The sequence below is a fragment of the Pectobacterium punjabense genome, assembly GCF_012427845.1.
GTDB classification, from domain to species: Bacteria; Pseudomonadota; Gammaproteobacteria; order Enterobacterales; family Enterobacteriaceae; genus Pectobacterium; species Pectobacterium punjabense.
In genome coordinates, this window is the sequence record NZ_CP038498.1 from 207,239 (window position 1) to 219,359 (window position 12,121).

Below are 12,121 nucleotides of genomic sequence, written 5' to 3' on the forward strand. Positions count from 1 at the left end.
AATATGGAAAAGTAGGTTTACCCTGTTTTCTGCTCATTTAAACAAAGGAGCAGTGAATATTGTCAGCCTACTTACCATCATCTTGCTCGGGTGTGACGTGGCCTTGTTAAGTTGTCGTATAGGTGATGCTGATGGAAACGACACGGTTGTTAGATATTCGGGGCATGAGCGTTGAGTTTCCGGGGGTAAAAGCATTAGATCTGGTGGACTTCACGCTTAATCGCGGCGAGATAGTAGCGCTATTGGGGGAGAACGGTGCAGGTAAATCAACACTGATTAAGGCGCTGACTGGCGTTTATCATCGCTCATCGGGTGATATTATCCTCGATGGTATTGCGATTAATCCTGTTAATACGGCCCATGCTCAATCATTAGGTATCGGTACGGTATATCAAGAAGTTAATCTATTACCGAATCTGTCCGTTGCGGCAAACTTATTTATTGGCCGTGAACCCACACGCTGGGGCATCGTTGACCAACATAAAATCTTGCGCCAAGCCGAAGCAATATTATTGAATTATGGGTTGATGATTGATGTTAGCCATCCGCTTGACAATTATTCTATTGCAGTTCAGCAAATTGTCGCCATTGCCAGAGCTATCGATCTCTCTGCTAAAGTTTTAATTCTTGATGAGCCCACGGCAAGCCTTGATGCGAAAGAAGTCGAGATGTTGCTGGATATATTACGGAAGTTGCGCGATCGCGGAATCGGCATGATATTTGTTACGCATTTTCTGGATCAGGTTTATCGCATTAGCGACAGAATTACCGTTTTACGCAATGGGCGGCTAGCCGGGACATTACCTACTGCAGAATTACCGCGTATTGAATTAGTTCAAATGATGTTGGGACACAGTTTTGATGAAACATTATTGAAGCGGGGTAAACACAGTGACGTCTCGGGTGAGCCCATTGTGCAATTTAAACACTATGGCCGACGTGGCTCAATTAATGACTTCGATCTTTCCGTGCGTCCTGGAGAAATCGTTGGTCTGGCTGGTCTATTAGGGTCCGGCAGGACAGAAACGGCACAATTGATATTTGGCATCAATGTGTCTGACGCCGGAGAAGCCAGGGTTGATGGCAAACAAGTCAGCATTCGTACGCCGCGTGCAGCAGGGAAGCTGGGTTTTGGCTATTGCCCAGAGGATCGTAAAACTGACGGCATTGTCGGCGCAGCAACGGTACGAGAGAACATTATTCTGGCGCTTCAGGCACAGCGCGGCTGGCTGAAGCCCATTTCTTTACGTGAGCAAATCCGTATCGCTGAAAAATTTATTAGCCTGTTAGGGATTCGCACACCCAATGCTGAGCAAGAAATTCAGTATCTATCGGGAGGGAATCAGCAAAAAGTCCTGCTATCGCGCTGGCTGGCAACAGAGCCGCGTTTCTTGATTCTGGATGAGCCAACGAGAGGAATCGACGTTGGCGCACATGCCGAAATCATTCGCCTGATCGAAAGATTGTGCGAACAGGGGATGGCGCTATTGGTGATCTCTTCTGAACTGGAAGAACTGACCGGCTATGCCGATCGCATCATTGTGCTGCGCGATAGGCAACACGTTGCACATCTTGAACATAGCGAGATCTCGGTTGCCGCAGTGATGCAGGCAATCGCAGTACAAACGGGAGCGGCTGATGACAGACAATAACATCAAACCTGCCAAAAAAGTGCGCCTAACGTTTACCAAGGGCGTGCCGCAGCTTCTGGCGCTGGTCGCTATTTTGTTGATTGACAGCATGGTCGCGCCAAACTTCTTCTCCCTCCACATTCAGGATGGGCGCTTGTTCGGTAGCCTTATCGACATTCTTAACCGCGGGGCACCCGTTGCGCTGCTGGCATTAGGCATGACGCTGGTGATTGCCACTGGCGGTATCGACTTATCGGTTGGCGCAGTCATGGCGATTGCGGGAGCGACAGCCGCAACGCTGACGGCTGCTGGTCATCCACTCCCTTCCGTATTACTGGCCGCGTTATTGGTTGGCGCACTATGTGGGCTATGGAATGGTTTTTTGGTCGCGGTATTACAGATTCAGCCGATTGTAGCGACCTTAATGCTGATGGTCGCTGGTCGAGGTATTGCTCAACTGATTACCGAAGGCCAGATTATTACATTTGATAATGCAGGATTGGCTAAGTTGGGCAGTGGGACGCTGTTCTATCTACCGATGCCAGTGATGATTGCCTGCGTGGTGTTGTTAGCGCTGTGGGCTCTGACGCGTAAAACGGCGCTTGGGCTATTTATCGAATCCGTCGGTATTAATCTACGCTCCGCTCGCAATGCCGGTGTGAGTACGAAGCTGGTATTAGTCGCGGCTTATGTCATCTGCGGTGTATGCGCCGCCGTGGCAGGCGTTATCGTAACGGCAGATATCCGCGGTGCGGATGCGAATAACGCGGGCCTCTGGCTGGAATTAGATGCGATTCTGGCTGTGGTGATCGGGGGCGGCTCCCTACTCGGAGGGCGTTTTAATTTACTGCTCTCTGTTGTCGGTGCTTTGATTATCCAAAGTATGAATACCGGAATTCTGCTATCGGGCTATCGGCCGGAATTTAATCTGGTTTTGAAGGCGCTCGTCGTTCTACTGGTTTTGGTCATGCAATCTCCGCGCATTTCTTTGCATCAACTGTTTAGGAGGAAAACATAATGTTGAAACGCCACTTCCCCCTGTTGATGACGATTCTGGTATTTATTGCGGGCTATTTATTCTGTCTCAGCCAGTTTCCCGGCTTTGCTTCGACGCGAGTTTTCTTTGATTTACTGACAGATAACGCTTTTTTAGGGATCGTGGCGGTTGGGATGACGTTTGTTATTCTGTCTGGCGGGATCGATCTCTCTGTAGGATCGGTTATTGCATTTACCGGTGTGTTACTGGCCAAATTGATCGGTGTGTATGGTATTGATCCTTTCTTTGCGTTCGCAATTGCGCTGGTGATGGGAGCGATGTTTGGCGGATTGATGGGATGGATTATCGATACGCTGAAATTGCCTGCATTTATTATCACGCTGGCCGGTATGTTCTTTGTCCGGGGTATGAGCTTTATCGTTTCACAGGAATCGATTCCCATCGAGCATCCTGTCTACAGCCAACTGGCGGGTTTAGCATGGCGCATGCCCGATGGAGGGCGTTTTACCTTTCTGGCGCTGGTTATGCTGATTGTGGTGCTGATTGGGATTGTGATGGCGCATCGTACCCGTTTCGGTAACCGTGTTTATGCGATTGGCGGTAACAGCTATTCTGCAGAGCTGATGGGTGTGCCCGTTAGGCGGACGACGATTCATATATACATGCTTTCCAGTACGTTAGCGGTGCTGTCAGGCATTGTTTTTTCGCTCTACACCTCTGCGGGCTATGCTCTGGCGGCAAGTGGCGTGGAGTTGGACGCCATCGCTGCTGTTGTGATCGGCGGTACGCTACTGACCGGTGGCGTTGGAACGGTATTGGGAACGCTGTTTGGCGTACTGATTCAGGGCCTGATTCAAACGTATATCACATTTGATGGCTCCTTAAGCTCATGGTGGACAAAAATCGTCATCGGCTTCCTGCTGTTTGCTTTCATTGGGTTACAGAAAGCGTTAAGCACCTTCTGGTTAGCCAGACGTGCTTAAGTTAGTTGTGAGCAAAATAGGTCATGGATTAATCACAATAGGTGTTTTCAGTAACTGACGAATCATCGTCTGCTGATCGCTGTTTTGTAACCAAACGGCATAAAATGGGCGCACGACGGGCTGGTTGTCGCCGACTATCCTCAGATTGGTGTACGTTTGTAACCAATGGCTAGGTAAAAACGCGCAACCACCGGTTATCTCAAGCAACTGGCGGGTTAAATGGGCTGATGTTGTTGTCAGGACGGGGAGCTGCTCGCTGGCCAACAGGCGAGTCTCTTGCTGATGAAAATCGGCTCCCCATTCAAGTTTTATATAGGGTAGTTCCTGTCCGGGTGGGTGCGCTTCTGCTGCAAACAGCGAAAGGGAAAAATTGCCCAGTAGCTGGCTCGCCAATTCTTCCATTTTGGGTGGTTCAGTCGTAATCAACAGATCCAACTGGCGTTCATGGAGCTGTTTTACCAGCGAGTGGCGCAAGGCAATTCGCGCTTCTAACTGGAGCAGTGGGCGCTGTTGGTAGAGTGATTGTAGCCACGGTGTTAGATACACTTCCCATAATGAGGCAGTTGCCCCTATCGAGAGCAGACTGTGTTGCTGCGAACGTGCGACCTCTTTTTTGGCTATCTGCCAGGTACCGATAAGGCTTTCCGCATAGGGTAGAAGCCGTTCGCCGGCGGGGGTCAGACGTATATTGTTCCGATGGCGCGTGAACAGATTGGCACCAAGCTGTGTCTCTAACTGGCGAATCCGAAAACTCACCGCTGACTGCGTCAGATACAGGGATTCGGCAGCACGGCCAAAGTGTCTTGTCCTGCTGACTTCCAGAAAGGTTTTTAGTAATTCGGTGTCCACGCCCATCTCCAAAAAAATTTTGTCGTAATGATTTAAATGTTTTGTTTTACACAATGTCAAGCCTATCTAATACTCCGCGCCATAAACAACACGACCATAGAAGAATTAGGAGCGTGTAAGATGGCAGAAAGCTTCTCTACCACTCATCGTTTTTTTGATAACAAGTTCTACCCGCGTGGTTTTTCCCGACATGGCGACTTTACGATTAAAGAAGCACAACTGTTGGAACGCCACGGTTACGCGTTTAACGAACTGGATTTGGGTAAACGTGAACCAGTGACTGAAGAAGAAACATCGTTTGTTGCAATGTGTCGCGGCGAACGTAAAGCGGAAACAGAACTGGAAAAAATCTGGTCCAAATACCTGGAACGTGTCCGCCGTCCTAAACGCTTCCATACGTTGTCTGGTGGTAAGCCGCAAATGGATGCAGTGGAAGAATACACTGAAAGCGATGATTAATTAAGAATGGGGCATTAGCCCCATTTCTTTTTGGGGCAAATAATGACCGAATTTCCGCTATTCAAGGCTTTTATGGAGCTGTATAAGTAACCGATCCATGCAACGGTAGCTCAGCGCTTCGGCAAGATGCTTTCTCTCAATGTTGTCCCGATCGCCAAGGTCAGCGATCGTGCGCGCGACTTTCAATATCCTGTGCCAGGCGCGTACGGATAAGCCAAGTTTGTTCATCACTTCTTCCAGATAAGCCGCATCAGGTGGCGCTAACGTACAGTGCTTTTCTATTTCGCGCGAAGTTAGTAGTGCGTTGATTTTATTTGCCCGCTTCAGCTGTATCTGTCGTGCGATCAGTACGCGTTCGCGAATCGTCGCGCTAGTTTCCCCTTGATAGTGTTGCTGAGATAAAACGCCAGGTGGCAGTAAAGGAACCTCGATCGAAAGGTCAAAGCGATCTAAGAAGGGACCGGAGAGTTTACTGAGATAGCGCAGTATCTGTTGGGCCGGTAATCGGTTATGAATGCCTTGGTAATGCCCTGACGGGCTGGGATTCATTGCGGCGACAAGCTGAACGCGTGCCGGGTAGCACACCTTGGCTCGGGTACGGGAAATGATAATTTCACCCGATTCCAGAGGTTCTCGCAGCGAGTCTAAGACGCGTCGCTCAAACTCTGGTAATTCATCCAAAAATAGCACACCGTTGTGGGCGAGTGAGATTTCTCCGGGTTTGGGCAGCGAGCCTCCGCCTACGAGTGCCGCCATAGAAGAACTATGGTGAGGTGATCTGAAGGGTCTGGCCCGCCAGCGCGTCATGGTGGCATCAATGTTAACCAGGCTGTTGATAGCGGCGCTTTCTAACGCTTCTTCATCGCTCAATGGAGGCATCAGATTGCCTAGCCGACTCGCCAGCATCGTTTTCCCTGTTCCCGGCGGCCCTAGCAATAGCAGGTTGTGGCCACCTGCCGCCGCGATTTCCAACGCGCGTTTAGCTTGCTCCTGACCGATAATATCCTTTAGGTCTAGCGTATCTTCCCCTGTCTGTGCAAAGGACGTGATCGTGGAACAGCTGAGCAATTCCTCTTCTCCACTGAGAAAAGCACATACCTCTAGCAGATGACCCGCCATCAGCGCTTCACCCTGAGGTATCAGTGTCATTTCCCGTTTATTGTCATCTGGCAGGATAAGCTGACGGCCTGATTTTATGGCTTCCAAGGCAGCGGGAATCGCGCCATTAACGCCACGTAACGTGCCAGACAGGCCGAGCTCGCCGAGAAACTCATAGCGGCCTAGCTTTTCACCATCGATTTGTTCTGATGCCGCTAGAATCGCCAGAGCAATGGGTAGATCGTAGCGTCCCCCCTCTTTTGGCAGGTCTGCGGGAGCGAGATTGACCGTGATACGTTTTGCTGGAAATGTAAATCCGCAATTAATGAGTGCGCTGCGCACGCGATCGCGCGCTTCCTTCACGGTGGTTTCTGGTAGGCCTACCAGCGTTAAAGCGGGTAACCCGCTGCTGATGTGAACTTCGATGTAAACGCCCGGAGCTTGTACACCAATCATTGCCCGAGTATAGGTAACTGCCAATGACATGCTATTTCCCCTTTGATGATGGCTTGCATCATCTGCTGCAAGGGGGAAAAAGTAGAGACCGTTATCGCTAGCCTGCGCGGCGGCGTCATAAAATAATCTTCTGTTTCAGCAATGGATAAAATTTGTGCGTACTGCGCCGCATTTATTTGGGGAAACGGTGCTCTTAGCATTATCTGGCGATCGGCAACGCATGTTTTCATTACTCTGTTTTCTGCTGCCAGCTCATTTTTACGCCAATAGACGAAAATAATTTCGCATGCTTCTACCTTATGATTACGTTGTGTTTTTTTCCGTATCATAGGTAATGCTTACTAGTGGCAATGAAAAAAAATTGTTGTCATGGCATGTCTTACTGTGATAACTCTGTAGGCATTCGTTCGACAGAAGATTAATGAACAACCTATTATGAAAGCCCTATCTCTAGTGATTAGCCTAGTCGTGATTAGCGTGGTGGTGATTATTATCCCACCGTGCGGGGCTGCACTTGGACGAAGAATGGCTTAGAAATCAAGGCCTGATTCAAGAAAACCCCCGCACCGAAAGGTCGGGGGTTTTTTGTTGGGCGCAATCTATAACGAAAAGGAACAGAAAATGAACATTAGCATAAAATTCTGTTATTCCCATAAGATGTCGGGGAAATAACTATGAATGGAGCACAGTGGGTGGTACAAGCGTTGCGAGCGCAGGGAGTGGACACCGTTTTTGGGTATCCGGGTGGCGCAATAATGCCAGTCTATGATGCACTTTATGACGGCGGCGTAAAACACCTGCTGTGTCGCCATGAGCAAGGCGCGGCAATGGCGGCGATTGGCTATGCCCGTGCGACGGGTAACGTCGGTGTTTGTATAGCGACATCTGGCCCTGGTGCTACCAACCTGATCACCGGTCTGGCTGATGCGTTGCTGGACTCCGTACCTGTCGTGGCGATCACCGGACAGGTGGGGTCGGCGCTGATTGGCACCGACGCTTTTCAGGAAATCGACGTGCTGGGTCTGTCACTGGCCTGTACGAAACACAGTTTTCTGGTTGAGTCTCTCGAATCATTGCCGGAAGTGATGGCAGAAGCGTTCGCGATTGCCAACAGCGGTCGCCCTGGCCCTGTTCTGGTCGATATTCCTAAAGATATTCAGTTAGCTGTCGGAGATTTCATCCCGAACTTTGCGCCCGTTGCTAATGATATTGATTTCCCTGAACAAGATATCGCGCAGGCGTACGCGCTGTTAGCGAAAGTGCAAAAACCCGTGCTGTACGTTGGCGGTGGTGTTGGCATGGCGAATGCGGTTCCGGCGCTGCGCGAATTTCTGAGTGTGACGGATATTCCTTCAGTGTCGACGCTGAAAGGGCTGGGTGCCGTGGATGCCAATCATCCCTATTATCTCGGTATGATTGGTATGCACGGCACGAAGGCGGCGAACCTGATTGTGCAGGAGTGTGATTTGTTAATCGCGGTCGGGGCCCGTTTTGATGACCGTGTGACTGGCAAGCTGAATGCCTTCGCGCCTCATGCCAGCGTGATTCACATGGATATCGACCCAGCGGAGCTGAGCAAATTGCGCCACGCTAATGTTGCACTGCAAGGCGATCTGAAGGCGATATTACCTGCGCTGCAACAGCCGCTGAACGTCAGTGCGTGGCGTCAGCAGGCCACCATGATGAAGGCGGAATATCCGTGGCGTTACGATCATCCTGGTCAGGCGATTTATGCCCCCGCGTTGTTGAAAACGATCTCTGAACGCATGGATACGGATACCGTGGTCACGACCGATGTAGGTCAGCACCAAATGTGGGCTGCACAGCACATGACGTTCAGCCGTCCTGAGAATTTCATCACTTCCAGCGGTCTCGGTACGATGGGTTTTGGCGTACCCGCAGCGGTAGGTGCGCAGGTTGCACGCCCGGACGACATGGTTATCTGCATTTCCGGTGACGGTTCTTTCATGATGAACGTTCAGGAACTGGGCACTATCAAGCGAAAACGACTGCCGTTGAAGATCGTGTTACTGGACAACCAACGGTTAGGCATGGTGCGCCAGTGGCAGCAGTTATTCTTTGATGAACGCTATAGTGAAACCGATCTCTCCGATAACCCTGATTTCCTGACGCTAGCCAGTGCGTTTGATATTCCCGGCCAGCGCATTACCCGTAAAGATCAAATTGATGTCGCGCTGGATGCTCTATTTAACAGCGAAGGACCCTATTTACTGCACGTATCGATCGATGAATACGAAAATGTCTGGCCGCTGGTTCCGCCGGGTGCGGGTAATGAAACGATGCTCGATAAAACCAAATAAGCTCGACGAAACCAACTAATGGCTGACTTACACAGAATAAGTGCTGGAGACAATAGAATGACACACCACCAACTTTCGATTCAGGCGCGTTTTCGTCCCGAGGTTCTGGAGCGTGTATTGCGTGTTACCCGCCATCGCGGTTTTAAAGTTTGCGCGATGAATATGGTGCAAACCACTAATACCGATCACATTAATATTGAACTGACCGTTGCCAGCCATCGCTCTGTGGATTTATTGTCAACACAACTAAGTAAGCTGTTGGATATTGCCTGCGTTGACATTCAACCGATGACGACATCACAGCAGATCAGCGCCTAACGCAAAAGAGTAAGGAAAAAAAGAATGACAAAAAAAGCGGACTACATTTGGTTCAATGGCGAGATGGTTCCTTGGGCTGAAGCAAAAGTACACGTGATGTCGCATGCCCTGCACTATGGCACGTCAGTGTTTGAGGGCGTTCGTTGCTACAATTCACATAAGGGGCCGGTAGTTTTCCGTCACCGTGAGCACATGCAGCGCCTGCGTGATTCGGCAAAAATTTACCGCATGCCGGTCGCACAAAGTGTGGATGAGTTGATGGAAGCCTGTCGTGAAACGCTGCGCAAAAATAACCTGACCAGCGCGTATATTCGCCCACTGGTGTTTATTGGTGATGTGGGGATGGGCGTTAACCCACCAGACGGTTATAAAACCGACGTGATTATCGCGGCGTTCCCATGGGGCGCGTATCTGGGTGAAGAGGCGCTGGAGGCGGGTATTGACGCGATGGTATCGTCCTGGAACCGTGTCGCGGCGAATACCATTCCGACTGCCGCTAAAGCGGGCGGTAACTATCTGTCCTCCTTGCTGGTGGGTAGTGAAGCACGTCGTCATGGCTATCAGGAAGGGATTGCGCTGGATGTCCACGGCTATGTTTCTGAAGGTGCCGGCGAGAACCTGTTTGAAGTGAAGGACGGTATTATCTTCACGCCGCCGTTTACCTCTTCGGCTCTGCCGGGCATTACGCGCGACGCCATCATCAAGTTGGCGAAGGACGCAGGATATGAAGTGCGCGAGCAGGTGCTGTCCCGTGAGTCACTGTATCTGGCGGATGAAGTGTTTATGTCCGGCACGGCGGCGGAAATTACGCCGGTACGTAGCGTAGACGGCATTCAGGTCGGCATCGGCAAACGTGGTCCAGTGACCAAAGCCTTGCAGCAGGCATTTTTTGGCCTCTTCACGGGTGAAACCGAAGATAAATGGGGCTGGTTGGACCCGATAAATCAGTAAATTATATACCCTAACGAGTTTGAGCCGCAGGACAAAACGTTAACGTTTTGAACAACGCAGAGCGTTGACCCTTCAGGGCGAAGCTCTGCGATGAGCGAGTAATGCTAACGTACATGTAGCTTGAAATATAATGGGTATAGAGACAGACAGTCAGGCGGTGACTCGTTCCGTCATCGCCAAATTCGTAATTTTTGGAGTAATAGAGCATGCCTAAGTACCGTTCAGCCACCACCACACACGGCCGTAATATGGCCGGTGCCCGAGCCTTGTGGCGCGCCACCGGGATGACCGACAATGATTTTGGTAAACCCATTATCGCGGTGGTTAACTCCTTCACCCAATTCGTGCCCGGCCACGTGCACTTGCGCGATTTGGGGAAACTGGTTGCCGAGCAAATCGAAGCTTCTGGTGGTGTCGCGAAAGAATTCAACACGATCGCAGTGGACGACGGCATTGCCATGGGTCACGGCGGTATGCTCTATTCTCTGCCTTCCCGTGAACTGATTGCCGATTCGGTAGAATACATGGTGAATGCCCACTGTGCAGATGCGATGGTGTGTATCTCCAACTGCGACAAAATCACCCCAGGGATGTTGATGGCATCGCTGCGCCTGAATATTCCCGTGATTTTCGTTTCTGGCGGCCCGATGGAAGCGGGGAAAACCAAATTATCCGATCAGATCATCAAGCTGGATCTGGTCGATGCGATGATCCAGGGCGCAGATCCGAAAGTCTCCGATGAACAGAGCGATCAGATCGAGCGTTCTGCCTGCCCGACCTGTGGTTCCTGCTCTGGTATGTTTACCGCCAACTCCATGAACTGCCTGACTGAAGCACTGGGCCTGTCTCAGCCAGGTAACGGTTCGCTGCTGGCGACACACGCTGACCGTAAGCAACTGTTCCTGAATGCAGGCAAACGCATTGTTGGTCTGGCGAAGCGCTACTACGAGCAGGATGATGAGAGCGTGCTGCCACGTAACATCGCCAATAAAGCTGCTTTTGAAAATGCCATGATTCTGGATATCGCGATGGGTGGCTCCACCAATACCGTCCTGCACCTGCTGGCGTCAGCGCAGGAAGGCGAAGTGGACTTCACCATGACAGATATCGACAGGCTGTCACGCCAGGTTCCACATCTGTGTAAGGTGGCGCCGAGTACGCAGAAATACCACATGGAAGACGTACACCGTGCAGGCGGCGTGATCGGCATTCTTGGCGAGTTGGACAGAGCCGGTCTGCTGAACCGTGAAGTGAAGAACGTGCTGGGCAAAACGCTGCCGGAAACGCTGGAAGCTTATGACGTCATGCTGACACAGGATGAAAGTGTGAAAAGCATGTATTCCGCTGGCCCGGCGGGTATTCGCACGACCAAAGCATTTTCTCAGGATTGCCGCTGGGATTCACTGGATACCGATCGTCAGGAAGGCTGTATTCGTTCCCGCGAGTTTGCCTACAGTCAGGATGGTGGTCTGGCCGTGCTGTACGGCAATCTGGCAGAGAATGGTTGTATCGTGAAAACCGCTGGCGTGGATGAAGGTAGCCTGGTATTCCGCGGTCCGGCGAAAGTTTATGAAAGTCAGGATGATGCAGTAGACGCCATTCTGGGCGGTAAGGTGGTGGCGGGTGATGTGGTTGTTATTCGCTATGAAGGGCCGAAAGGCGGGCCGGGCATGCAGGAAATGCTGTATCCGACCACCTACCTGAAATCGATGGGGTTAGGTAAAAGCTGTGCGCTGATCACTGATGGGCGCTTCTCTGGCGGTACCTCTGGTCTGTCTATCGGCCATGCGTCTCCTGAAGCGGCCAGCGGCGGCACCATTGCTCTGGTACAGGATGGAGACATCATTGCGATTGATATTCCGAACCGTAGTATTGCGCTGGTTCTGGATGACAATGAGTTAGCGAGCCGCCGCGCAGCGGAAGAGGCGAGAGGCGAACAGGCCTGGACGCCACATAATCGTGAACGTCAGGTTTCTTTTGCGCTACGTGCGTACGCCAGCCTGGCAACCAGCGCAGATAAAGGCGCTGTGCGGGATAAAAGCAAGCTGGGAGGCTAAT

The 12,121-nt window shown here is 51.1% G+C and carries 12 protein-coding genes; 9 read left to right on the plus strand and 3 right to left on the minus strand.

Translation table 11 applies throughout. The features are described 5' to 3' along the window. Positions 1 to 131: 131 nt before the first annotated feature. Genes ytfR through yjfF form a run of 3 tightly spaced genes read left to right on the plus strand, consistent with a single transcriptional unit; the run spans position 132 to position 3,611 of the window. Positions 132 to 1,652 carry a galactofuranose ABC transporter, ATP-binding protein YtfR gene (ytfR, locus tag E2566_RS00935; protein ID WP_107168993.1) on the plus strand — a complete coding sequence of 507 codons (1,521 nt, stop codon included), beginning with the start codon at positions 132 to 134 and terminating at the stop codon, positions 1,650 to 1,652. After that, entirely contained in the window at positions 1,639 to 2,649 is a 1,011-nt protein-coding gene (ytfT, locus tag E2566_RS00940) for a galactofuranose ABC transporter, ATP-binding protein YtfT (protein WP_107168994.1), read from the plus strand. The genes ytfR and ytfT overlap by 14 nt, the downstream gene beginning before the upstream one ends. Continuing rightward, positions 2,649 to 3,611, plus strand: a complete 963-nt coding sequence (gene yjfF, locus E2566_RS00945; RefSeq protein ID WP_107168995.1) for a galactofuranose ABC transporter, permease protein YjfF — start codon at positions 2,649 to 2,651, stop codon at positions 3,609 to 3,611. Before ytfT ends, yjfF begins: the two co-directional genes overlap by 1 nt. A gap of 21 nt (positions 3,612 to 3,632) precedes the next feature. Here the strand turns inward: yjfF and hdfR are convergent, their stop codons facing one another. Next, positions 3,633 to 4,460, minus strand: coding sequence for an HTH-type transcriptional regulator HdfR (hdfR, locus tag E2566_RS00950; protein ID WP_107169025.1), 828 nt, complete (start codon positions 4,458 to 4,460; stop codon positions 3,633 to 3,635). Positions 4,461 to 4,580: 120 nt separating this feature from the next. Between hdfR and E2566_RS00955 the strand changes: the two genes are divergently transcribed. Further along, positions 4,581 to 4,919: a MaoP family protein gene (locus E2566_RS00955; RefSeq protein WP_014701822.1), complete on the plus strand. Its 339-nt coding sequence runs from the start codon at positions 4,581 to 4,583 to the stop codon at positions 4,917 to 4,919. 57 nt (positions 4,920 to 4,976) lie between these two features. Here E2566_RS00955 and E2566_RS00960 read toward each other — a convergent pair whose 3' ends face one another. Further along, complete coding sequence (locus E2566_RS00960) at positions 4,977 to 6,503, minus strand: YifB family Mg chelatase-like AAA ATPase (protein ID WP_107168996.1); 1,527 nt, start codon at positions 6,501 to 6,503, stop codon at positions 4,977 to 4,979. Further along, a complete protein-coding gene (locus tag E2566_RS00965; protein ID WP_107168997.1) occupies positions 6,470 to 6,802 on the minus strand; it encodes a hypothetical protein in 333 nt (110 codons plus the stop codon). The genes E2566_RS00960 and E2566_RS00965 overlap by 34 nt, the downstream gene beginning before the upstream one ends. Positions 6,803 to 6,908: 106 nt before the next feature. Here E2566_RS00965 and ilvL point away from each other — a divergent pair, with 106 nt between their 5' ends. The 5 genes from ilvL (at position 6,909) to ilvD (ending at position 12,120) form a co-directional block, all read left to right on the plus strand. After that, the gene (gene ilvL, locus E2566_RS00970) at positions 6,909 to 7,007 is read left to right on the plus strand and encodes an ilv operon leader peptide (protein WP_071531109.1); all 99 of its coding nucleotides are present in this window, start codon (positions 6,909 to 6,911) and stop codon (positions 7,005 to 7,007) included. Positions 7,008 to 7,147: 140 nt separating this feature from the next. Beyond that, positions 7,148 to 8,794 carry an acetolactate synthase 2 catalytic subunit gene (gene ilvG, locus E2566_RS00975; RefSeq protein WP_107168998.1) on the plus strand — a complete coding sequence of 549 codons (1,647 nt, stop codon included), beginning with the start codon at positions 7,148 to 7,150 and terminating at the stop codon, positions 8,792 to 8,794. 57 nt (positions 8,795 to 8,851) lie between these two features. Beyond that, entirely contained in the window at positions 8,852 to 9,112 is a 261-nt protein-coding gene (gene ilvM / locus E2566_RS00980) for an acetolactate synthase 2 small subunit (RefSeq protein WP_005969103.1), read from the plus strand. Positions 9,113 to 9,136: 24 nt separating this feature from the next. Then, complete coding sequence (locus E2566_RS00985) at positions 9,137 to 10,063, plus strand: branched-chain amino acid transaminase (RefSeq protein WP_107168999.1); 927 nt, start codon at positions 9,137 to 9,139, stop codon at positions 10,061 to 10,063. Positions 10,064 to 10,269: 206 nt separating this feature from the next. Continuing rightward, on the plus strand, positions 10,270 to 12,120 hold the full coding sequence (ilvD, locus tag E2566_RS00990) for a dihydroxy-acid dehydratase (protein WP_107169000.1): 1,851 nt from the start codon (positions 10,270 to 10,272) through the stop codon (positions 12,118 to 12,120). Position 12,121 lies beyond the last annotated feature (1 nt).

Coding starts and splice junctions, on each gene's coding strand:
- ytfT (WP_107168994.1), top strand. CDS start 1,639: ATGACAGACAATAACATCAAACCTGCCAAAAAAGTGCGCCTAACGTTT.
- E2566_RS00965 (WP_107168997.1), bottom strand. CDS start 6,802: ATGATACGGAAAAAAACACAACGTAATCATAAGGTAGAAGCATGCGAA.
- E2566_RS00985 (WP_107168999.1), top strand. CDS start 9,137: ATGACAAAAAAAGCGGACTACATTTGGTTCAATGGCGAGATGGTTCCT.
- E2566_RS00960 (WP_107168996.1), bottom strand. CDS start 6,503: ATGTCATTGGCAGTTACCTATACTCGGGCAATGATTGGTGTACAAGCT.
- E2566_RS00955 (WP_014701822.1), top strand. CDS start 4,581: ATGGCAGAAAGCTTCTCTACCACTCATCGTTTTTTTGATAACAAGTTC.
- ilvM (WP_005969103.1), top strand. CDS start 8,852: ATGACACACCACCAACTTTCGATTCAGGCGCGTTTTCGTCCCGAGGTT.
- ilvG (WP_107168998.1), top strand. CDS start 7,148: ATGAATGGAGCACAGTGGGTGGTACAAGCGTTGCGAGCGCAGGGAGTG.
- ilvL (WP_071531109.1), top strand. CDS start 6,909: ATGAAAGCCCTATCTCTAGTGATTAGCCTAGTCGTGATTAGCGTGGTG.
- ytfR (WP_107168993.1), top strand. CDS start 132: ATGGAAACGACACGGTTGTTAGATATTCGGGGCATGAGCGTTGAGTTT.
- yjfF (WP_107168995.1), top strand. CDS start 2,649: ATGTTGAAACGCCACTTCCCCCTGTTGATGACGATTCTGGTATTTATT.
- ilvD (WP_107169000.1), top strand. CDS start 10,270: ATGCCTAAGTACCGTTCAGCCACCACCACACACGGCCGTAATATGGCC.